General features: G+C 55.8%; 23 protein-coding genes. 16 read left to right on the forward strand and 7 right to left on the reverse strand.

The genetic code is table 11. The annotated features are described in order from the left end of the window. The first annotated feature begins 91 nt into the window (after nucleotides 1-91). Genes flhB through PGR29_RS10515 form a run of 3 tightly spaced genes read left to right on the forward strand, consistent with a single transcriptional unit; the run spans nucleotide 92 to nucleotide 3,718 of the window. A complete protein-coding gene (gene flhB, locus PGR29_RS10505) occupies nucleotides 92-1,243 on the forward strand; it encodes a flagellar biosynthesis protein FlhB (protein WP_063410449.1) in 1,152 nt (383 codons plus the stop codon). Next, nucleotides 1,236-3,314, forward strand: a complete 2,079-nt coding sequence (gene flhA / locus PGR29_RS10510; RefSeq protein ID WP_020079225.1) for a flagellar biosynthesis protein FlhA — start codon at nucleotides 1,236-1,238, stop codon at nucleotides 3,312-3,314. The genes flhB and flhA overlap by 8 nt, the downstream gene beginning before the upstream one ends. Beyond that, nucleotides 3,314-3,718, forward strand: a complete 405-nt coding sequence (locus PGR29_RS10515) for a flagellar protein FlhE (protein WP_045397788.1) — start codon at nucleotides 3,314-3,316, stop codon at nucleotides 3,716-3,718. The genes flhA and PGR29_RS10515 overlap by 1 nt, the downstream gene beginning before the upstream one ends. Nucleotides 3,719-3,942: 224 nt before the next feature. Here PGR29_RS10515 and PGR29_RS10520 read toward each other — a convergent pair whose 3' ends face one another. The 3 genes from PGR29_RS10520 to flgA form a co-directional block, all read right to left on the reverse strand. Next, a complete protein-coding gene (locus PGR29_RS10520; protein ID WP_316424646.1) occupies nucleotides 3,943-4,377 on the reverse strand; it encodes a flagella synthesis protein FlgN in 435 nt (144 codons plus the stop codon). Between the two features lie 2 nt (nucleotides 4,378-4,379). Further along, the gene (gene flgM / locus PGR29_RS10525; RefSeq protein ID WP_045397841.1) at nucleotides 4,380-4,703 is read right to left on the reverse strand and encodes a flagellar biosynthesis anti-sigma factor FlgM; all 324 of its coding nucleotides are present in this window, start codon (nucleotides 4,701-4,703) and stop codon (nucleotides 4,380-4,382) included. A gap of 63 nt (nucleotides 4,704-4,766) precedes the next feature. Next, nucleotides 4,767-5,417: a flagellar basal body P-ring formation chaperone FlgA gene (flgA, locus tag PGR29_RS10530; protein ID WP_213317021.1), complete on the reverse strand. Its 651-nt coding sequence runs from the start codon at nucleotides 5,415-5,417 to the stop codon at nucleotides 4,767-4,769. Nucleotides 5,418-5,576: 159 nt separating this feature from the next. Here flgA and flgB point away from each other — a divergent pair, with 159 nt between their 5' ends. From flgB to PGR29_RS10590, 12 genes are all read left to right on the forward strand, one after another. Beyond that, entirely contained in the window at nucleotides 5,577-5,990 is a 414-nt protein-coding gene (flgB, locus tag PGR29_RS10535; protein WP_015367330.1) for a flagellar basal body rod protein FlgB, read from the forward strand. Between the two features lie 5 nt (nucleotides 5,991-5,995). Then, on the forward strand, nucleotides 5,996-6,400 hold the full coding sequence (gene flgC / locus PGR29_RS10540) for a flagellar basal body rod protein FlgC (protein WP_015367329.1): 405 nt from the start codon (nucleotides 5,996-5,998) through the stop codon (nucleotides 6,398-6,400). Nucleotides 6,401-6,412: 12 nt separating this feature from the next. After that, nucleotides 6,413-7,090 carry a flagellar hook assembly protein FlgD gene (gene flgD, locus PGR29_RS10545; protein WP_015367328.1) on the forward strand — a complete coding sequence of 226 codons (678 nt, stop codon included), beginning with the start codon at nucleotides 6,413-6,415 and terminating at the stop codon, nucleotides 7,088-7,090. Nucleotides 7,091-7,134: 44 nt separating this feature from the next. Then, nucleotides 7,135-8,349: a flagellar hook protein FlgE gene (gene flgE, locus PGR29_RS10550; protein ID WP_015367327.1), complete on the forward strand. Its 1,215-nt coding sequence runs from the start codon at nucleotides 7,135-7,137 to the stop codon at nucleotides 8,347-8,349. A 12-nt stretch (nucleotides 8,350-8,361) separates the two neighbouring features. After that, nucleotides 8,362-9,117 (forward strand): flagellar basal body rod protein FlgF, encoded by a 756-nt coding sequence (locus tag PGR29_RS10555; RefSeq protein ID WP_015704934.1) that lies wholly within the window; start codon nucleotides 8,362-8,364, stop codon nucleotides 9,115-9,117. A 34-nt stretch (nucleotides 9,118-9,151) separates the two neighbouring features. Further along, nucleotides 9,152-9,934: a flagellar basal-body rod protein FlgG gene (gene flgG / locus PGR29_RS10560; protein WP_015367325.1), complete on the forward strand. Its 783-nt coding sequence runs from the start codon at nucleotides 9,152-9,154 to the stop codon at nucleotides 9,932-9,934. 82 nt (nucleotides 9,935-10,016) lie between these two features. Next, nucleotides 10,017-10,718, forward strand: coding sequence for a flagellar basal body L-ring protein FlgH (gene flgH, locus PGR29_RS10565; RefSeq protein ID WP_015367324.1), 702 nt, complete (start codon nucleotides 10,017-10,019; stop codon nucleotides 10,716-10,718). A gap of 39 nt (nucleotides 10,719-10,757) precedes the next feature. Then, the gene (locus PGR29_RS10570; protein ID WP_015367323.1) at nucleotides 10,758-11,858 is read left to right on the forward strand and encodes a flagellar basal body P-ring protein FlgI; all 1,101 of its coding nucleotides are present in this window, start codon (nucleotides 10,758-10,760) and stop codon (nucleotides 11,856-11,858) included. Beyond that, the gene (gene flgJ, locus PGR29_RS10575; protein WP_316424495.1) at nucleotides 11,858-12,802 is read left to right on the forward strand and encodes a flagellar assembly peptidoglycan hydrolase FlgJ; all 945 of its coding nucleotides are present in this window, start codon (nucleotides 11,858-11,860) and stop codon (nucleotides 12,800-12,802) included. Before PGR29_RS10570 ends, flgJ begins: the two co-directional genes overlap by 1 nt. Nucleotides 12,803-12,984: 182 nt before the next feature. Beyond that, nucleotides 12,985-14,634 (forward strand): flagellar hook-associated protein FlgK, encoded by a 1,650-nt coding sequence (gene flgK / locus PGR29_RS10580; RefSeq protein ID WP_015704937.1) that lies wholly within the window; start codon nucleotides 12,985-12,987, stop codon nucleotides 14,632-14,634. A gap of 21 nt (nucleotides 14,635-14,655) precedes the next feature. Further along, nucleotides 14,656-15,615 (forward strand): flagellar hook-associated protein FlgL, encoded by a 960-nt coding sequence (flgL, locus tag PGR29_RS10585; RefSeq protein WP_015704938.1) that lies wholly within the window; start codon nucleotides 14,656-14,658, stop codon nucleotides 15,613-15,615. 190 nt (nucleotides 15,616-15,805) lie between these two features. After that, nucleotides 15,806-16,192, forward strand: coding sequence for a VOC family protein (locus tag PGR29_RS10590; protein ID WP_087858100.1), 387 nt, complete (start codon nucleotides 15,806-15,808; stop codon nucleotides 16,190-16,192). 55 nt (nucleotides 16,193-16,247) lie between these two features. Here the strand turns inward: PGR29_RS10590 and PGR29_RS10595 are convergent, their stop codons facing one another. Continuing rightward, nucleotides 16,248-16,646 carry a helix-turn-helix domain-containing protein gene (locus PGR29_RS10595; RefSeq protein ID WP_410477031.1) on the reverse strand — a complete coding sequence of 133 codons (399 nt, stop codon included), beginning with the start codon at nucleotides 16,644-16,646 and terminating at the stop codon, nucleotides 16,248-16,250. Nucleotides 16,647-16,720: 74 nt separating this feature from the next. Here PGR29_RS10595 and PGR29_RS10600 point away from each other — a divergent pair, with 74 nt between their 5' ends. Further along, on the forward strand, nucleotides 16,721-17,218 hold the full coding sequence (locus PGR29_RS10600; protein WP_316424496.1) for a DUF2938 domain-containing protein: 498 nt from the start codon (nucleotides 16,721-16,723) through the stop codon (nucleotides 17,216-17,218). Between the two features lie 180 nt (nucleotides 17,219-17,398). Here the strand turns inward: PGR29_RS10600 and PGR29_RS10605 are convergent, their stop codons facing one another. The 3 genes from PGR29_RS10605 to PGR29_RS10615 form a co-directional block, all read right to left on the reverse strand. Continuing rightward, a complete protein-coding gene (locus tag PGR29_RS10605; protein ID WP_316424497.1) occupies nucleotides 17,399-18,244 on the reverse strand; it encodes a hypothetical protein in 846 nt (281 codons plus the stop codon). Between the two features lie 371 nt (nucleotides 18,245-18,615). After that, entirely contained in the window at nucleotides 18,616-19,056 is a 441-nt protein-coding gene (locus tag PGR29_RS10610; protein ID WP_316424498.1) for a hypothetical protein, read from the reverse strand. Nucleotides 19,057-20,084: 1,028 nt separating this feature from the next. After that, nucleotides 20,085-20,705 carry a LysE family translocator gene (locus tag PGR29_RS10615; protein ID WP_316424499.1) on the reverse strand — a complete coding sequence of 207 codons (621 nt, stop codon included), beginning with the start codon at nucleotides 20,703-20,705 and terminating at the stop codon, nucleotides 20,085-20,087. Between the last annotated feature and the right edge of the window lie 110 nt (nucleotides 20,706-20,815).

Genomic DNA, 20,815 nt, shown 5'->3' on the forward strand with positions numbered 1-20,815 from the left:
CTCTTTTTCGCCGTTGTTCCGCCAATGACTTCGCCATTTTTTTGGCATGCTGACCGCCATTCTTTACCCTCCCGACACAGGAACTGCAGGCTTGGCGGAAGACAGCGATCTGGAAAAAAGCGAGGCCCCCACCGCCCACCGGTTGGAGAAGGCGCGTGAAGAGGGCCAGATCCCGCGCTCGCGCGAGCTGACCTCGGTGCTGATGCTGGTGGCCGGGCTCGCCATTATCCTGATGTCCGGCAGCAATATCACTCGCCAACTGGCGGAGATGCTGACGCAGGGTCTGCATTTCGACCACGGAATGGTCAGCAATGACAAACAAATGCTGCGCCAACTGGGAATGCTGCTGCGTCAGGCGGTGCTGGCATTGCTGCCGGTAATGGCCGGGCTGGTGCTGGTGGCGCTGGCCGCGCCAATGCTGCTTGGCGGCATTTTATTCAGCGCCAAGTCGCTCAAATTCGATCTTAAACGGCTGAATCCGCTTTCTGGTCTGAAACGCATGTTCTCCACTCAGGTGCTGGCGGAGCTGTTAAAAGGGATCCTCAAAGCCACGCTGGTCGGCTGGGTAACCGGGCTGTACCTGTGGCACAACTGGGCGGCGATGCTGCATCTGATGACCCAACAGCCGCTCGACGCGTTGGCCAATGCGCTGCAGATGATCCTCTATTGCGGATTTCTGGTGGTGCTCGGATTGACGCCGATGGTGGCATTTGACGTTTTTTATCAGCTGTGGAGCCACTTCAAAAAGCTGAAGATGACCAAACAGGATATTCGCGACGAATTCAAAGATCAGGAAGGCGACCCGCATGTTAAAGGGCGGATCCGCCAACAGCAGCGGGCGATTGCCCAGCGGCGGATGATGGCCGATGTGCCGAAAGCGGACGTGATAGTCACTAACCCGACCCACTATGCCGTCGCCCTACAGTACAACGATAAAAAAATGAGCGCGCCGAAGGTGCTGGCTAAAGGGGCGGGGGAGATTGCGCTGCGCATTCGCGAGCTGGGGGCGCAACACCGCATTCCGATGCTGGAAGCGCCGCCGCTGGCCCGCGCGCTCTATCGCCATAGCGAGATTGGCCAGCATATTCCCGCCACCCTCTATGCCGCGGTCGCCGAAGTGCTGGCCTGGGTTTATCAGCTGCGCCGCTGGCGGCGCGAGGGCGGTCTGATCCCGAAAAAACCTCAACGTTTACCGGTGCCGGAAGCACTGGATTTTGCAAAAGAGAGTGACTCTGATGGCTAATTTGGCCTCCCTGCTGCGTTTGCCGGGGAATGTTAAAGATACACAATGGCAGGTTCTGGCAGGCCCAATCTTGATCCTGCTGATTTTGTCGATGATGGTGCTGCCGCTGCCGGCGTTTATTCTCGACCTGCTTTTCACCTTCAATATCGCGTTGTCGATTATGGTGCTGCTGGTGGCGATGTTTACCCAGCGCACGCTGGACTTCGCCGCGTTTCCGACCATTCTGCTGTTCTCGACGCTACTGCGCCTGTCGCTCAACGTCGCCTCGACGCGCATCATTTTGATGGAAGGGCACACCGGGGCCGCCGCCGCGGGGCGGGTCGTGGAGGCCTTCGGTCACTTCCTGGTCGGCGGTAATTTCGCCATCGGTATCGTGGTGTTTATCATTCTCGTACTGATCAACTTCATGGTTATCACCAAAGGCGCCGGGCGTATCGCCGAAGTGGGGGCGCGTTTCGTGCTCGACGGCATGCCGGGTAAGCAGATGGCGATCGATGCCGACATGAACGCCGGGCTTATCGGCGAAGAAGAGGCGAAAAAACGCCGCGCCGAAGTCACGCAGGAAGCCGACTTCTACGGTTCGATGGACGGCGCCAGCAAGTTTGTTCGCGGCGATGCCATCGCCGGGCTAATGATTATGGTGATTAACGTGGTCGGCGGACTGCTGGTCGGCGTGGTGCAGCACGGTATGGAGCTGGGCGCGGCGGCGGAAAGCTACACCTTGCTGACCATCGGCGACGGGCTGGTGGCGCAAATCCCGGCGCTGGTGATCTCTACCGCCGCCGGGGTCATCGTTACCCGGGTGGCGACCGATCAGGATGTCGGCGAACAGATGGTCGGCCAGCTATTCAATAACCCAAAGGTCATGCTGCTGTGTGCCGCGGTACTTGGGCTGCTGGGGCTGGTGCCGGGGATGCCGAACCTGGTTTTCCTGCTGTTTACCGCCGCGCTGCTCGGGCTGGCCTGGTGGCTGCGCGGCCGTGAAAAACAGGCGCCGAAAGCCGCCGACGAACCCATCGTGCAGGAGAATACCCAGGCAGCGGAAGCCAGCTGGGCCGATGTCCAGTTGGAAGATCCGCTGGGTATGGAAGTGGGCTACCGGCTAATCCCGATGGTCGATTTTCAGCAAAATGGCGAGCTGCTGGGGCGAATCCGCGGGATCCGCAAGAAATTCGCCCAGGAGATGGGATATCTGCCGCCGGTGGTGCATATTCGCGATAACCTCGAACTGGCGCCCGCCCGCTACCGCATTCTGATGAAAGGCGTGGAAATTGGCAGCGGCGAAGCGCAGCCTGGGCGTTGGCTGGCGATTAACCCCGGCAATGCCATCGGCGAGCTGGCGGGGGATAAAACCATCGATCCGGCCTTCGGTCTGGAGGCGGTATGGATCGATAGCGCGTTGCGCGAGCAGGCGCAAATCCAGGGCTATACGGTGGTGGAGGCCAGTACGGTGGTGGCAACCCATCTCAACCACCTCATCGGCCAGTTCGCCAGCGAACTGTTTGGCCGCCAGGAGACGCAGCAACTGCTCGACCGCGTGTCGCAGGAGATGCCGAAGCTGACCGAAGATTTCGTACCGGGCGTGGTGTCGCTGACCACGCTGCATAAGGTGTTGCAGAACCTGCTGGCCGAGCGGGTATCGATCCGCGATATGCGTACCATTATCGAGACGCTGGCGGAGCATGCGCCGACGCAAAGCGATCCTTACGAGCTGACCACCGTCGTGCGCGTGGCGCTGGGGCGGGCCATTGCCCAGCAGTGGTTCCCCGGCAACGGCGAAATTCAGGTTATCGGCCTGGATACCCAACTGGAACGACTGCTGCTACAGGCGCTGCAGGGAGGCGGCGGTCTCGAACCGGGGCTTGCCGACCGCCTGCTTGAGCAGGCGCGGCAGGCACTGCAGCGCCAGGAGATGCTCAGCGCGCCGCCGGTGCTGCTGGTTAACCACGCGCTGCGCCCGCTACTGGCGCGCTTCCTGCGTCGTAGCCTGCCGCAGATGGCGGTACTTTCCAACCTGGAGATCAACGACGATCGCCAGATTCGCATGACCTCAACCATTGGAGCGGCCTGATGACGCGCTTTCTTCCTTTATTGTGCCTTTTATTGCCGGTTGCCGCCGGCGCGGCGTCGGGCTCATGGATTGCCGAAGGGCCCGGCGTCACTCTTGAACAGGGCGGGATGAGTGATTCTTCCGCCGCGCTGCTGCCGCCCAATACGCTACCCGGCGGCAATGCGCGCATCGAGACCGTTAGCTGGCGCTATCGCCTGCTGTCAGCGGAGCCGGCGGGGCTGCAGGTGCATTTATGTAGCCTGAATCGCTGTATTCCGCTGACCAGCGCCAGCGGTACCAGCCACGCGTTGGCAGGCGAGGCGGCAGAAGGGCCGCTGCGGTTTGTCTATTCCGTACAGACCCGCGGGCCGTTAAACCCGCCGCTGCGGGCGATTGCCAATCAGGTTATCGTTAATTATCAGTAGTCGCGGGGGAAAGTTTTGTATTAATACAGACCGTAGGCCGGATAAGGCGCAGCCGCCATCCGGCACGAAAATGGCTCGTTATCCGCGGTTATTGCCCGGCGGCGCTACGCTTGCGCGGGCCTACAGATCACATGCCGGCGTAGGTCAGGTAAGCGTAGCGCCACCTGACAAAAAACGGCGCTACGGGTAATCGTCACCAGCGGGGAAAATACAGAGAAAGGCGTTCAGACGCCGATTTTACGGCCCAGCAGACTCGCGGCGCGCGACTGGCCATCCGGCCCGTACAGCGATTTATTATTCTTGCTAAGAATTGCCAGCGCCTGCTGGTTATGGGCGATCTGTTGATTGAGCAACAGGCCGTTATGCTGATTCTTTTCACGCAGGCTCTGGCTTAACTGTTGGATCTGCCGCCAGCGTTCGCCGAAGCTTTCATTGCCGGGGTAAGGCGCGCGTAGCGCAAGGTTAGCTTCCAGCGCCGGCCGCTGTTGCTCAAGCCAGGCCACCGTCGCCAGCAGCTGGCTCTTGCTATCGGTGATGCGCTGCAGTGCTACGCCGGGCAGTTCATCCGCACACAGCAACTGTTGCTCTTGCGCCAGCACGTCATCCAGCGTCCGCAGGGTTTCCGCCAGTTTATCCAGCAGAGTGCGTAATCTGTCCATCATCAGGCCTTATCTGTTTTGCTACCGGCAAGGCGCTGGATATCGTTGTGCGCATCCTGCAGCAGGGCGTCGGCGATTTTGCCCGCGTCCATTTTCAGTTCGCCGCTGCGAATCGCCTGTTTGATGGCCTCAACCCGGTTCATATCAATATCCTGGGTGCCTGGCTGCATCAGCCGCGCCTGCGCATCGCTCAGTTTCACTTTGGTGGCGCTAACGGCGGTTTCCGCCACGGCGGCCTTACGCGGCTGAAGCGGGTTGTCGGCCGGGGTTTCACGCGGCTGCACCGTGGAAACCGGCTGTAACCGTTGGGTGCGATCGATACTCATGGTCCATCTCCAAAATGGGTTTCTAATGGGGTTATCGGCAGGGGCTGGCAAACCTTTACTTTTTTATAACGTAATACGGATGGATCCATCCTCCCCGGCGATACCGCTGACGATTTTGCCGGAAACCATGCGTACGCGCACGCTATCTTCGGCCGCCGCGTTATTCATCGCCTTACCGGCACCGCTGATGCTAAAGCCGTCGCCCTCGGCCATGACCTGCACCGGCTGACCGGCTTTAATCACCCACGCGCGACGCAGCATCGACAGCGTCAGCGGTTGCCCTGGGCTGATATTTCGCAGCGTCACGGCGCCCAGCGCTTTCTTACTGTCGGTCAGCGTACGCGGCGGCAAGGTATCGAGCCTGCCTGATTTTAGCACCACATCCGCCGGGGTCAGCGGCGTTCCGCCGCTAATACCGCGCGCCGCCGTCAGATAACGGCCAAATACCTGCACCTGGGTCTGAATAAACCGCCGCTCCTGTCCGCAGCGGGCGGAGACGCTGATATTGCCGCCGATTCGCGCATTGGGCGCCAGCGACAGCTGCGGTAATTCACACGGCGGCCACTGGGCGGGCGGCGTTCGTACCAGCACTTTCACCTCCACGGCATTAGCGTTGAATTTGCTTTTAATGAAGCTTTCGATTTGCGTCGCCAGCGTGTCGGCGCGGGCGCTCAGGCTGCACAGCAGGCCGACCAGCAGGATTTTACTTTTCATCGCGTTCCCCTCACGCCACCCGGAAAGGGGTTAAGTGTAACGGCTGCCCTGAGGGACTAAACAGATAAATAGCGCTCCATTTAGCCCCTATTCCCGCGATAGGTTGGCGCAGGGGGCGTTTATGCTGTCGGCTCCAAATTCTAACCTTGCGGAGGGAGCATGCTCGACAAACTGGACGCTGCTCTGCGTTTTGGCCAGGAGGCGCTGAACCTGCGCGCCCAGCGCCAGGAAATACTGGCCGCCAATATCGCCAACGCAGACACGCCGGGCTATCAGGCGCGGGATATCGATTTCGCCAGCCAACTGAATAAAGTCCTGCAACAGGGGCGGGTAAACGGCAACGGCATGGCGCTTAACCTGACGGCGGCGCGCCATATTCCGGCGCAAACCATGCAGCCGCCGGAGCTGGATCTGCTGTTCCGGGTGCCGGACCAGCCGTCGATGGACGGCAACACGGTGGACATGGATCGCGAACGCACCAACTTCGCTGACAACAGCCTGAAATATCAGACCGACCTGACGCTGCTCAACGGTCAGATCAAAGGGATGATGTCGGTGCTGCAACAAGGATAAGGCGAATGTCTTTACTCAATATTTTTGATATCTCCGGCTCGGCGCTCTCGGCCCAGTCGCAGCGGATGAACGTCAGCGCCAGCAATATGGCCAACGCCGATAGCGTCACCGGCCCGGATGGCGAACCCTATCGCGCGAAGCAGGTGGTGTTCGAAGTGGCCGCGGCGCCAGGGCAGCAGACCGGCGGCGTGCGCGTCTCGCAGGTGGTCGATGACCCGGCGCCCGCGCGGATGGTTTATCAACCGGGCAACCCGTTGGCTGATGCTAAGGGTTATGTGCGGATGCCGAACGTCGATGTGGTGAGTGAAATGGTTAACACCATCTCCGCCTCCCGCAGCTATCAGGCCAACGTCGAAGTGCTCAACACCACTAAGTCGATGATGATGAAAACCCTGACATTGGGTCAGTAACCGGAGATCCCGATGGCTATCGCCGCAACCACCAATGAATCGACCAATAACGCGGTTCTTGATTCCGCCAGCAAAAGCAGCACCAGTCAGGATCTGCATAACAGCTTCCTGACGTTGCTGGTGGCGCAGTTGAAAAATCAGGACCCGACCAACCCGATGCAGAACAACGAGCTGACCTCGCAGCTGGCGCAGATTAATACCGTACAGGGCATCGAAAAACTCAACACCACCCTTGGCGCGATCTCCGGGCAGATCAACAGCAACCAGTCGCTGCAGGCCAGCGCGCTGATCGGCCACGGCGTGATGGTACCGGGTAATAACATTCTGGTCGGCAGCAAAGAAGGCCAGGTCAGCACCACGCCGTTTGGCGTCGAACTGGAGCGCGCCGCCGATCAGGTCACGGCAACCATTACCAACGCCAACGGCCAGGTGGTGCGGACCATTGAGATTGGCGGCCTCACCGCCGGGGTGCACGCCTTTACCTGGGACGGCTCGCTGGATGATGGTACCGCCGCGCCGGACGGCGCCTATAAAGTGGCGATTAACGCCAAGGGCAACGGCGAGCAACTGGTGGCGCGCAGCCTGCATTTCGGCATGGTTAACGGCGTGATTAACGACAGCAACGGCGCGAAGCTGGATCTCGGCCTTGCCGGTAACGCCAGTCTCGAAGAAGTGCGGCAGATCCTGTAATTCGCACCTGATTTTATCGATATCCTCAATATTTGGAGAGTAACATGGCCTTTTCTCAGGCAGTCAGCGGCTTAAACGCGGCGGCCACCAATCTCGACGTGATTGGCAACAACATCGCTAACTCCGCGACCGCGGGTTTCAAATCCGGCAGCGTGTCGTTCGCCGATATGTTTGCCGGTTCGCAGGTCGGGCTGGGGGTTAAAGTTTCCGGGATCACCCAGAACTTTAAAGGCGGCACCACCACCGGCACCAGCCGCGCGCTGGATGTGGCGATCAACGGCAACGGCTTCTTCCGCATGCAGGATAAAGACGGCGGTATTTTCTATACCCGCAACGGTCAGTTTAAGCTGGACGAAAACCGCAATCTGACCAATATGCAGGGGCTGCAGCTTACCGGCTATCCGGCCGCCGGCACGCCGCCGACCATTCAGCAGGGCGCCAACCCGGTACCGCTGAGCATACCGGAAGGGATGATGAACGCCAAAGCGTCGACTTCCGGTGAAATGGTCGCCAACCTGAAGTCCACGCATAAAGTGCCGGAGAACAAGACCTTCGACCCGGCGAAGCAGGATAGCTACAACTACGTCAACACCATCACCGCCTACGATTCGCTGGGTAACGCCCACAACATCAACGCCTATTTCGTGAAAACCGACGATAACAAATGGCAGGTCTATACCCAGGACGGCAGCGCGGCTGCGGTCAGCGCGGGCACCATGGAGTTCAATACCAGCGGCAACCTGGTGAGCGTTAACGGCCAGGCGGGCGAGTTTAGCATGACCATTCCGATGAGCGCGAAAGACGGCGCACCGGCGCAGAACTTCACGCTTAGCTTCGCCGGGAGTATGCAGCAGAACGTCGGTAGCGATTCGGTGAGTAAAGTGGCGCAGGATGGTTATGCCGCCGGCGAATACACCAACTTCCAGATTAATGATGACGGTACCGTCGTCGGTATCTACTCCAACCAGCAGACCCAGGTCCTGGGGCAGATTGTGATGGCCAACTTCTCCAACCCGGAAGGTCTGGCGTCGCAGGGCGATAACGTCTGGCAGGAGACCGGCGCGTCCGGCCAGCCACGCGTGGGACTCTCCGGCGGCGGCGGTTTTGGCAAACTGACCAGCGGCGCGCTGGAATCGTCCAACGTCGACCTGAGCCAGGAGCTGGTGAACATGATTGTCGCCCAGCGTAACTATCAGTCCAACGCCCAGACCATCAAGACGCAGGATTCGATCCTGCAGACGCTGGTCAGCCTGCGCTAACGGAACTGAGTTATGGATCACGCGATTTATACCGCGATGGGCGCCGCGCGCCAGACGCTGGAGCAACAGTCGATTACCGCCAACAATCTCGCCAACGCCTCGACGCCGGGCTTTCGCGCCCAGCTCGCCGCGCTACGCGCGGTGCCGGTTGACGGGCCGAGCCTCGCCACCCGCACGCTGGTGGCGGCCTCGACGCCGGGCGCCGATATGAGCCAGGGGGCGCTGAACTACACCGGGCGCCCGCTGGACGTGGCGCTGCAGCAGGACGGTTTTCTGGCGCTCAGCCTGCCGGGCGGCGGCGAAGCCTATACCCGCAACGGCAGCATTCAGGTTTCAGCTAACGGTCAGTTGACGGTGCAGGGAATGCCGCTGCAGGGCGACGGCGGGCCGATTGAGGTACCGCCATCGGCGGAAATCACTATCGCGGCCGACGGCACCATTTCGGCGCTGAACCCCGGTGACCCACCGAACACCATCGCGCAGATTGGCCGCCTGAAGCTGGTGAAAGCCGATGCGCGCGAAGTGATGCGCGGCGATGACGGCCTGTTCCGCCTGACCCCGGAAACCCAGCAGCGCCGCGGCAATCTGTTGGCCAACGACCCGCAGGTGCGGGTCATGCCGGGCGTGCTGGAGGGCAGTAACGTCAAGCCGATGGAGACCATGGTCGATATGATCGCCAACGCCCGTCGCTTTGAAATGCAAATGAAGGTCATCCACAGCGTGGATGAGAACGAACAGCGGGCGAACTCTCTGCTGTCAGTAAGCTGATAGCCAGTCGGCCCGCGGCCAAAGGAAATAACCAATGATTCCCTCTTTATGGATTGCGAAAACCGGTCTTGATGCGCAGCAGACCAATATGGACGTGATCGCCAACAACCTGGCGAACGTCAGCACCAACGGTTTTAAACGCCAGCGCGCGGTATTTGAAGACCTGCTGTATCAGACCATGCGCCAGCCGGGGGCGCAGTCCTCCGAACAGACCACGCTGCCTTCCGGCCTGCAGATCGGTACCGGCGTGCGCCCGGTCGCCACCGAGCGTCTGCATAGCCAGGGCAACCTGTCGCAGACCAACAACAGCAAAGACGTGGCGATTAAAGGCCAGGGCTTCTTCCAGGTGCTGCTGCCGGACGGCAGCCAGGCTTACACCCGCGACGGCTCGTTCCAGATCGATCAGAACGGCCAACTGGTGACCGCCAGCGGCTTCCAGGTGCAGCCGGCGATCACCATACCGGCCAACGCGTTGACCATTACCATCGCCCGCGATGGCATCGTGAGCGTCACCCAGCAGGGTCAAACTGCCGCCCAGCAGGTCGGGCAATTGACGTTAACCACCTTTATTAACGACAGCGGCCTTGAAAGCGTGGGCGAGAACCTCTACCAGGAAACTGAAAGCTCCGGCGCGCCGAATGAGAGCACGCCGGGCCTGAACGGCGCCGGTATGCTCTACCAGGGTTATGTCGAGACCTCTAACGTCAACGTGGCGGAAGAGCTCGTCAATATGATCCAGACCCAGCGCGCCTATGAGATCAACAGCAAAGCGGTTTCGACGTCGGATCAGATGCTGCAGAAGCTGACCCAACTGTAATGTTTGATGACGGGCGTCGCCTGCCGCGCCCGTCGCTTTTTTGGTGTAACAAAGGCGATACCCCGTGGTAACCACACATTCGATGGCCACCCTGCCGCGCCAGGGACAACGCTTGCTGGCGGGCATGGTGATGCTGACGCTGAGCGGCTGCGCGTACATTCCGCATAAACCGTTGGTCGATGGTTCGACCTCGGCGCAGCCCGCGCCGCCGACCGCGCCGGTACCGAACGGCTCAATTTTTCAGGCCGCGCAGCCGATGAACTACGGCTATCAGCCGCTGTTTGAGGACCGCCGCCCGCGCAACGTTGGCGACACGCTGACCATCGTGCTGCAGGAAAACGTCAGCGCCAGCAAGAGTTCTTCCGCCAATGCCAGCCGTAACGGTTCCAGCAAGTTTGGCGTCGCCACCGCGCCGCGCTACTTAGACGGCCTGCTGGGCAACGCCCGCGCCGATATGGATATTTCCGGCGATAACAGTTTCGGCGGTAAAGGCGGGGCGAATGCCAATAACACCTTCAACGGCACCATTACCGTCACCGTTAATCAGGTGTTGAGCAACGGCAACCTGCACGTGGTGGGGGAAAAACAGATCGCCATTAACCAGGGCACCGAGTTCATCCGCTTCTCCGGGGTGGTTAACCCGCGCACCATCAGCGGTAGCAACTCGGTTACCTCAACGCAGGTGGCGGACGCGCGCATCGAGTATGTCGGCAACGGCTACATCAATGAAGCGCAGACGATGGGCTGGCTGCAGCGGTTCTTCCTCAACGTCTCCCCGTACTAATGAGCGGGCCATTGGCGCTGTTACTGAAAAGAGATTCACATGGTTAAAAAACTCATCATTGCGCTATTAATCGGCGCGGCCAGCTTACCGGCGACGGCGGAGCGTATTCGCGATCTGGTGACGGTACAGGGCGTGCGAGATAACGCCTTAATCGGCTACGGCCTGGTGGTGGGGCTCGACGGCTCCGGCGACCAGACCATGCAAACGCCGTTTACCACCCAAAGCCTGAGCAACATGCTATCGCAGCTCGGTATTACCGTGCCGCCGGGCACCAACATGCAGCTTAAGAACGTCGCCGCGGTGATGGTCACGGCGAAGCTGCCGCCTTTCGCGCGCGCGGGGCAGAATATCGATGTGGTGGTCTCATCAATGGGCAACGCCAAAAGCCTGCGCGGCGGGACCTTGCTGATGACGCCGCTCAAAGGGGTGGATAACCAGGTTTATGCGCTGGCGCAGGGCAACGTGCTGGTGGGCGGCGCCGGCGCGGCGGCGGGCGGCAGCAGCGTACAGGTCAATCAGTTGGCCGGCGGACGCATCAGCAACGGCGCCACCATCGAGCGCGAACTGCCGACCACGTTCGGCAGCGGTGGGGTGCTCAACCTGCAGCTCAATGATGAAGATTTCACCCTCGCGCAGCAGATTAGCGATGCGATTAATCGCCAGCGCGGCGGCGGCACCGCATCGCCGCTCGATGCGCGTACTATTCAGGTACTGGTGCCGCAGGGCAATAGCTCGCAGGTGCGTTTCCTCGCCGAGATCCAGAATATCAACGTTAACGTTGGCGCCATGGACGCCAAAGTGATCATCAACTCGCGTACCGGTTCGGTGGTGATGAATCGCGAGGTGATCCTTGATTCCTGCGCGGTGGCTCAGGGCAACCTGTCGGTGGTGGTCGATAGACAAACCAGCGTCAGCCAGCCGACGACGCCGTTTGGCGGCGGCCAGACGGTGGTCACGCCGAATACCCAGATTTCAATGCAGCAGCAGGGCGGTTCACTGCAGAAAATCAACGCCAGCGCCAACCTCAACAACGTGGTGCGCGCGCTGAACGCGCTGGGAGCGACGCCAATCGACCTGATGTCGATTCTGCAAGCCATGCAAAGCGCCGGCTGCCTGCGCGCCAAACTGGAAATTATCTAATGGCCAGCGATGTTATGGCGATGTCGGGCGCCGCCTATGACGCCCAGGCGCTGAACGGCCTGAAGCGCGATGCCGCCGCCGATCCGCAGGGCAACCTCAAGCAGGTGGCGCAGCAGGTCGAAGGCATGTTTGTACAGATGATGCTAAAGAGCATGCGCGCCGCGCTACCACAGGATGGCGTACTCAGCAGCGACCAGACCCGGCTCTACACCTCGATGTACGATCAGCAGATTGCTCAGCAGATGTCGCAAAAGGGATTAGGGCTGGCCGACATGATGGTCAAGCAGATGAGCAACGCCAACGCGGCCCCCAGCGAAACGGCGGGCACCGCGCCGATGGCGCTGGATAATGAGGTGCTGCAGACGCTGCCGAATCAGGCGCTGGAGCAGATGATCCGCCGGGCGGTGCCGAAAGCGCCGCCGGTCGCCGCGCCGCTATCGCTCAACAACGGCAATTTCGTTGCCCGTCTGTCAATGCCGGCGCGCGCCGCCAGTGAGCGCAGCGGGATCCCGCATCAGCTGATTGTCGCCCAGGCGGCGCTGGAATCCGGCTGGGGGCAGCGCGAAATCCCGACCGCCGACGGCTCGCCGAGCTACAACCTGTTTGGTATTAAAGCCGGGGGCAACTGGAAGGGGCCGGTTACCGAGATCACCACCACTGAGTTTGAACAGGGGGTGGCGAAGAAGGTGAAGGCCAAATTCCGCGTTTACGATTCGTATTTCTCGGCGATTGCTGACTACGTCAAGCTGCTGACCAACAACCCGCGTTATGCCTCGGTTGCTGAAGCATCGACTCCGGAGCAGGCGGCGCACGAGCTGCAGCGCGCAGGCTACGCCACCGACCCGCAATACGCCAGCAAGCTGGTCAGCGTGATTCAGCAGATGAAGCACGCCGGGGCGCAGGCGGTGAAAGCCTATGCCGCGGATATTAACGATCTGTTCTAGGTTCGAAGGTCGCGCCTTCTCCGGGCTACCAAATCGCACAGCGCGTAGGCCGGATAAGCGTAGCGCCATCCGGCATAAAAGCGGCTGCGGAATTTTGCAGGCAGATTTACTCAAGTTTTTACTTCTCTGACCGATAACAAGGGCAAGCTGAGCGAATTGACTTGGCAGCATAAGGAACCCTGATGTCCAATAGCTTAATCAATACGGCGATGAGCGGACTGAATGCGGCGCAGGTGGCGCTCAGTACCGTCAGCAACAATATCTCTAACTACAACGTAGCGGGTTATAACCGGCAGACGGCGATTCTGGCCCAAAACGGCGGCCTGGCCACTATGAACGGTTTTATCGGTAACGGCGTGACCGTGACCAGCGTGAACCGCGAATATAACCAGTTCATCACTAACCAGTTGCGCGGCGCGCAGAGCGCGGCCGGTTCGCAGAACGCCTACTACGAAAAGATTTCGCAGATCGATAACCTGCTGGCCAGCAAAACTAATACCCTCTCGGGGAGCCTGCAGGATTTTTTCACCAATTTGCAGAACCTGGTGAGCAACGCCGGTGACGACGCGGCGCGACAGACGGTACTGGGTAAGGCTAACGGCCTGGTCAACCAGTTTAATAATACCGATAAATATCTGCGCGACATGGACAGCGGCGTTAATCAGCAGATTAACGACACCGCCCAGCAGATTAACAGCTATAGCCAGCAGATTGCCCGTCTTAACGATGAGATTACCCGCCTGCGCGGCAGCGCCAGCGGCGAACCGAACGCGCTGCTCGATCAGCGCGATCAGCTGGTCAGCGAACTCAACCAACTGGTGGGCGTTCAGGTAACCCAGCAGGACGGCGACGCCTATACCGTCTCCTTCGCCAACGGCCTGACCCTGGTGCAGGGCAACAACAGCTATCAGGTGGAAGCGATCCCTTCCAGCAGCGATCCTTCGCGCCTGACTCTCGGCTATAACCGCGGCAGCGGCGCCAGCGAAGTGCCGGAAGGACAGATCACCAGCGGCAGCCTGAGCGGCGTGCTGCGTTTTCGCAGCGAGACGCTGGACGGCGTGCGCAATCAGCTCGGCCAACTGGCTCTGGCGATGGCCGATAGCTTTAACCAGCAGCACCGCGAGGGCTTCGATCTCAACGGTGAGCAGGGGGGCGATTTCTTCAGCTTCAGCGGCGCGCGGGTGGTTGATAACACGCGCAATACCGGCGATGCCTCGCTGTCGGTCTCGTATACCGATACCAGCAAGGTAAAAGCCAACGACTACCGCGTGGAGTATGACGGCGCCAACTGGCAGGTCAGCCGTCTGCCGGACAACGTCAAAGTCAACGCCACCGCCGGTAAAGATGCAGACGGTAACCCGACGCTGAGCTTTGATGGTCTCGAAGTCAGCATTGATGGCAACCCGCAGCAGAAAGATAGCTTTACGGTGAAGCCGGTCAGCGACGTGGCGGGCAACCTGAAAGTGGCGATTACCGATTCAGCGAAAATCGCCGCCGCCGGTAAAGATGACAGCGGCCGCGGCGATAACGATAACGCTAAAAAACTGCTCGACCTGCAGACCAAAAACCTGGTGGATGGCAAAGCAACGCTCAGCGGCGCCTACGCCGGGATCGTCAGCGGCGTGGGCAACCAGACCGCCGCTGCGAAGGTGAGCAGCGAATCGCAGTCCAGTATCGTCACCCAACTGGCCCGTCAACAGCAGTCGCTCTCCGGGGTAAACCTCGACGAAGAGTATGGCGAGCTTCTGCGTTTCCAGCAGTACTACATGGCGAACGCCCAGGTGATCCAGACCGCCAGCTCGCTGTTCGACGCGCTGCTGAATATTCGTTGATTGTATTGAGGAACTGACAGCATGCGCATGAGCACCAGCATGATGTACCAACAGAACATGACCGGCATCACCGGCAATCAGTCGCTGTTTATGAAGGCCGCCGAGCAGCTTTCAACCGGCAAGAAGGTGATTAATCCCTCCGACGATCCGCTGGCGGCATCGCGCGCGGTGATGCTGTCGCAATCGCAGGCCGAGAACAATCAGTACACCCTGGCGCGCACTTTCGCCCGCCAGAGCGTATCGATGGAAGAGACCGTGCTTTCCGGAGCCACCTCGACGATTTCTGATATCAAGGCGCTGATCGTTAATGCCGGCGGCACCGAGAGCGATAACGACCGCGATTCGCTGGCGACCCAGCTACAGGGGCTGAAGGATCAACTGCTGAACCAGGCCAACAGTACCGACGGCAACGGACGCTACCTGTTTGGCGGCTATGAGAATGACAAGCCGCCGTTTGTCGATACTAACGGCAAGATTAGCTATCAGGGCGGCAATAAAACCGTGGAACAGAAGGTTGACGCCAACCGTACGATGACCATCGGCCATACCGGTAATTCGGTATTTATGGCGCTGACCAGCAATCCGAAGCCGGAGCCGGACGGCAGCGCGCCGGTCGCCGATGTGTTCGCCAGTATCGATATTGCGCTGGAAGCGTTGAAAACGCCGCTGCAGGGGGCCGATGACGCCACCAAACAGCAGGTGAACGATGCGCTGGCGAAGGCTAATCGCGGCCTCGATAACTCCTACAACAAGGTATTGAGCGTGCGCGCCGAGCTGGGCAACCAGCTGCAGGAAATGGATCAGCTCGATAGCATCGGTAAAGAGCGTGATATGACCAACCAGCTGCAGATGAGCGCCCTGACCGATGCTGACCTTGCGGAATCTATCTCTTCTTATTTTATGCAGCAGGCGGCGCTGCAGGCATCTTATAAAACTTTCAGCGATATGCAGGGCATGTCGCTGTTTCAGATGAATCGCTAATCACGAATAACCACTTTTTCATTTAGCACCTTGGCACGTCATCCCGTTCTCTCTGTGTACGCGGGGTGAGGTGCCCTTTTTTTATCAGGCGGAAGTGGGGGGCTCTCAGCGACAAATTCACCACCTCATAGCGTGTAAACTCAAACCGGATCCCAACCTTCACACCATATCCTCTCAAGGAGAATTCCGGATGTTTACTCATATGCGTATCGCCAAACCCGTCACCGATCTTGCAAGGTCCTGTTTGATGTACTGTCAAGGATTGGGCTTACACAAAATTGCTGAATTTAACGATCACGATGGTTTTAATGGAATAATGTTAGGGCGAGAGGGATTGGGCTGGCATATAGAATTCACCTGGTGCCAATATCATCCAGTACAACCCTTGCAGACGGAGGAGGATCTACTCGTGCTGTATTACCCGGATAAGAAAGGGTGGTTAGATGCTTGCGCCAGAATGCGCGAAGCAGGCTTTAATTTGACGAATTCTTTTAACCCTTATTGGGATATCAATGGCCAAACGTTCGTTGATCCAGATGGCTACAGGGTGGTACTCCAGAACAAGGCGTGGCGATAATGGTTTGCGCCTCAATGCGCTAATTCTCATCCATCAAGCCATAGTGCTGGAGTGTTTATTTAAACAATCTAATGCCCTTTGCCACAATTTTTTTAAATTCAGGGCATTGCATATGTTCCGGCGCAGTACAGCGGGCAGCGTGTTTTAGCCCCTGACTTAACAGCTGTAATCGGCGAATGGTGTTATCAATCTCCTTCGCGCGCTGCTCAAGGCGTTGGTGATCAATCGCTATCTTGCCGTCAGCGTTAACTATCTCGGCTATCTCCGCAAGCGAAAAACCGGCGGCCTGTCCCAGCACGATCAGTTCCAGCTTACTCAACACATTTTCATGGTACTGCCTTCGCAGACCATGGCGACCGATCGGCTTGATTAAGCCTTTCTTTTCATAAAACCGCAGCGCTGAAGGCGTGATGCCGGAAAGCGCCGAGACCTCGCTGATATCCAGTTCTTTCATGATTGACTTGAACCTCGCTTTAAGTTGCACACTCTTCGACAGAGTAGCATTGACGCATAAAAAGGAAGAAGAAATTGAATATCATGGTTGTTGTGCAAATTTTAGTAACGGGGATCGGCGCGACGTTAGTCATGGATTTATGGTCGCTCTTTCAGAAGCATATACTCAAGATTGCGCCGTTGAACTATGCGCTGGTCGGTCGCTGGGCGTTATGGCTTGCGCGGGGGACAGTGCGACATAACACCATCACCGCAACCCCTCCGCTACACGGAGAGCGTTTTATCGGCTGGTTATGCCATTATATGATCGGTATCGCTTTTGCGGCGGTGCCGCTTGTGTTGAGCGGCGCCGATTGGTTTTATGCCCCCACTCTGGCGACAGCGCTGCTGTCAGGGGTCGTAACCTTATTGGCGCCGTTCTTGATCCTGCAGCCCGCATTTGGTTTTGGCATCGCGGCGTCACGGCTTCCCCGACCGTGGCTGGCGCGTTCGCTGAGCCTGCTCGCGCACCTGGCCTATGGCATTGGGCTGTGTCTGACGGCGAGCGTACTTTCACGGTGCCCATTACTTTGATAGGTATTCGCTGGTACACGTTTTACCGTCAGCGAATGCTGGTATAGCAGGCGTATCGCAGCAGACTCTTTTTACACGCCGGAGATGTGCTTTTTGTAAAAACAAGAGTAGGCAAATAATGCCTACTCTCTTATAGTCTTTTAAATAAGTCGATCATCTACCTTGATTGGGTAAATAGGCTTATTCTGACTTTTTGTATTGATAAGATGCAGAAGGGGATGAGTTATTAAATATTCCGTCAAAGTATGAATCTGTATCTTTAATTGATTTTCCTTCATATTTATCCAGAAAATCATCAACTGCTGCCTTAAACTTATCATTGCTCATGTATTCTTCAATTTTAAATGTCCCGCCGATTGTGTTTACACCAAAGTTAAGGTTGACTTCATTATATGAAGCACAGGATGTAGATATTTTCTTTTGCTCCTGGCTAAAGTAAGTTCCATATACAAGAAAGCTAGGTTTGTAAAATACGTTACCGCTTTGATCTTTGAATAAATCATGAGTAGAATATGCATATAAATAATTATAGGCAGCTTGCGTTTTACTCATTTGTGCACTGAGGCCGTCACCAAATCCCTTCAGGAAATTTGCGAAGGCTGTAACATCGCCTGCTATAACGTTACATGCAAAGTTAATTACACTTTTTGCAATCTCAATACCTTGTACTGACGTATTTAAACTTCTGTCACCTGAAACAGGATCTGTGAAAAACGCATTAGTAAGATGCTTAGTGACTTCTTGCCATTGCTCGAAATTATACTTGTCGGTGCTGCTGGGTGCCTTTTTATTAACAGCTGCACTGGCTACACCTACGAAGCGTTCCATTAATAAACGGCCTACTTTGACCTGTTCCTTCAAGGCTTCTGGAGCATCATTAAATTGATATGTTTGATATTGAACAGCGCCCTCCTTAGAAAGCCCTTGAACAAGCGGAAGATCCTCTGAAAGAAGCTCAGCATCTTTTAAATCATAAATTTTTCTGAAATATTCATGTGCCGACTGTACTGCATTTTCATTGAACATAGCAAACTCCTATAATATTGTTTTTCCTAAACATCAAATGAAATCAACATGAAAACATTTGATTTAGGTTAGATGTAGATGATGATATAACCTTACATGGCAAGTTATTTGTTAAATTACTAGCCATATAGTTTGAGCCTTCGCTTATGCTGAAAATGAAACACTCGAATTAAAAATAATTACATTAATTATATATGTTTATAAGCATATTACATCTTTCAGTAATGCATATCCCCTCCGTAATTAGTGAAGTGTATTTTTTTTTGAATTGATAGTAGATACACATTAGAGTCCAATCATGATAACCCGTGGCATATATCTACCCATCATTTGTTCTATACCAACAAATGCAGTTCTTTTAAGACCGCGAGTTATTGTCCATGAACACTTAACTCTGGGGGGTTAACATAAATAACCCATGTCCCTTTGATATTCGCTAAGCTAATGTTACTGATTAAACAATGATTCGGATTCTTTGGTAGCGGGTCTGATTCAATTTTGGCATTTTTATTTATTAAAGTTGAGGCTTTAGTCGCTCCTGCTTTTTTCCAGATGCTCTTTCGGGTCTTATCCGAGCCTATTAACTCATTTACTAAACCCTGGTTCGCGCCAGAGTCTTTTCGGGAGCAAAGAGCCGAAACATTTTGCAAATTATCAGGGTATCCATCCTGATTTTCATAATTCTCATCCATATTTGCGGCGCCGTAACGAACAACTAACGCACCTTTCGGTACTTTTTCGCTTGCGTAAGTCGTTGTTGACATAATGAAGATAATGCCAGCTATAACATACAGAATATTAGATATTCTCATTTAAACCTCTTCATTTTAAATTTATTAGTTTATAGATGTGTTGTGGTTGTTTTTATCATAAAGCAGAGTTGAAACATCCACGGTAGACGTTACATGTTTTTTTGATTAAAAATACTTAAATGAAAAACCTCTCTCGTTATGACTGTTATAGGAATGCTGATCTAAGAGATGTACCATATTTATTAAGACGCATGCCTGCACCATTGATTAATATCAACAGCGGTTTTTTTAATACAGCAGATGACTCGCATTTAACAGCAAGTGTCTTTACCTTGATTGGTAATCATCTATCCATTGAATCGCCTAATGCAAAAGTTTAGGTTCATTACTTTTTTATACAACTCGTTTAGTATTTAGAGTTAGAAAGCATTGCTTATTTAAGCCGTTGAATTTCAAGGGGGCTAAAAAGCATTGAATTGTGTGGTGTATATACATAACTAGTTGATGCAGAGTGCATTTGTCGGCTCTGATGGTTGCAGGATTTCATATTGCACAAATAAGATGTTAATCTCGGAATAATCTAATATTCGATCTAATAAACTATTTGTCTATTTTTATAAGGATAATGTGCTGCATGTGATTCAATTGCTCTCCTTTGTTAGGTAAATCTGGTATGAGTTAAGTGGTCCCTTGCTGTTACCCCTGCTCTTAAATATGCATGTACAACCATTAAATCCTCTGCAATATGATGTTCATAAATGGTTTCAGAGTGTGAATGGACGACCCTGCGCTACTCACTTCTTGACCTTATCGGTATTTGGCGTGATTCAGTCACTTAAAGCAGGTGATTTTACGTTATGGATCTTCGCGCAGTTCAGATATCAGGAAGGTCAGAGTCGATAACATAAAAGAAACCCTGAACCATCAAGCTCATATCATGGGAAATTTTCCAGCCTGATGTTAAGCGCAGGAGTCTGCGCTAAGAGGACGGGTGAATAGGCATGGCTTCGGCAGTTCCAGCTTCCGTTTCTCGCGTAAAGCATCTCTCCCGAGCGATGCCAGAGATGGGCATCATTTATCGGCCAGGATTATCTCGAACTGATAGCCAGTTTCACCGCAAAACATAAAAATAAACCGCCGGTTGCTCTGTCCATGATGCTAACAACGCTGCTTTTTTTCAGGATGGTTGAAGCAAAATGCGTGGATAAGATAAGCGTCACTGACCAGAGAGTGCCAATCGTGACGTGAATGCTGACCAGGATAAATGTCCATAGTAAAGGGGAGTGCCCGGCAGGAATAAACTGAGGCAAAAACGAGATATAGAATATGCCCATTTTGGGGTTAAGCACATTCCCAAGCATCCCTCTGATAAACCAGTTGTTGTGTGAAGCTACGCTGCCATTATCGTGGTTGAAAGACGAACGAGGCCGCATCAGAAGCTGTATGCCAAGCCAGCTCAGATAGGCGGCTCCGCCGATTTTCAGAAGTGTGTAAGCCAACGTTGAAACCGCCAGCAGGGCGCCGAGGCCCAGTGCAACAATCGCTCCCCAGATGAAACAACCAGTATCAATGCCCAGCGCCGCCTGAAATGCTTTTTTACCACCTTCAGCACAGGCGGTGCGCAAAATGAGTGCCGTGTCCAGGCCGGGAGTCAGGGTAAGCAAAAGCGCAGCAAGGGAAAAAGCGAGAAGTGAATCGGTAACAGACATTTTCTTTATCCGAAAGAGCGGATGCTACCCGATTATTGCTAACCGTTCAATCTCATGCCGGGGTGATCCGCTGCGGGCCGCCAGAAAATGCGATCGGCCCGCAGCAGATT

The sequence above is a fragment of the Klebsiella sp. 141203 genome (assembly GCF_032601985.1).
In the GTDB taxonomy this organism is placed as follows: domain Bacteria; phylum Pseudomonadota; class Gammaproteobacteria; order Enterobacterales; family Enterobacteriaceae; genus Klebsiella; species Klebsiella aerogenes.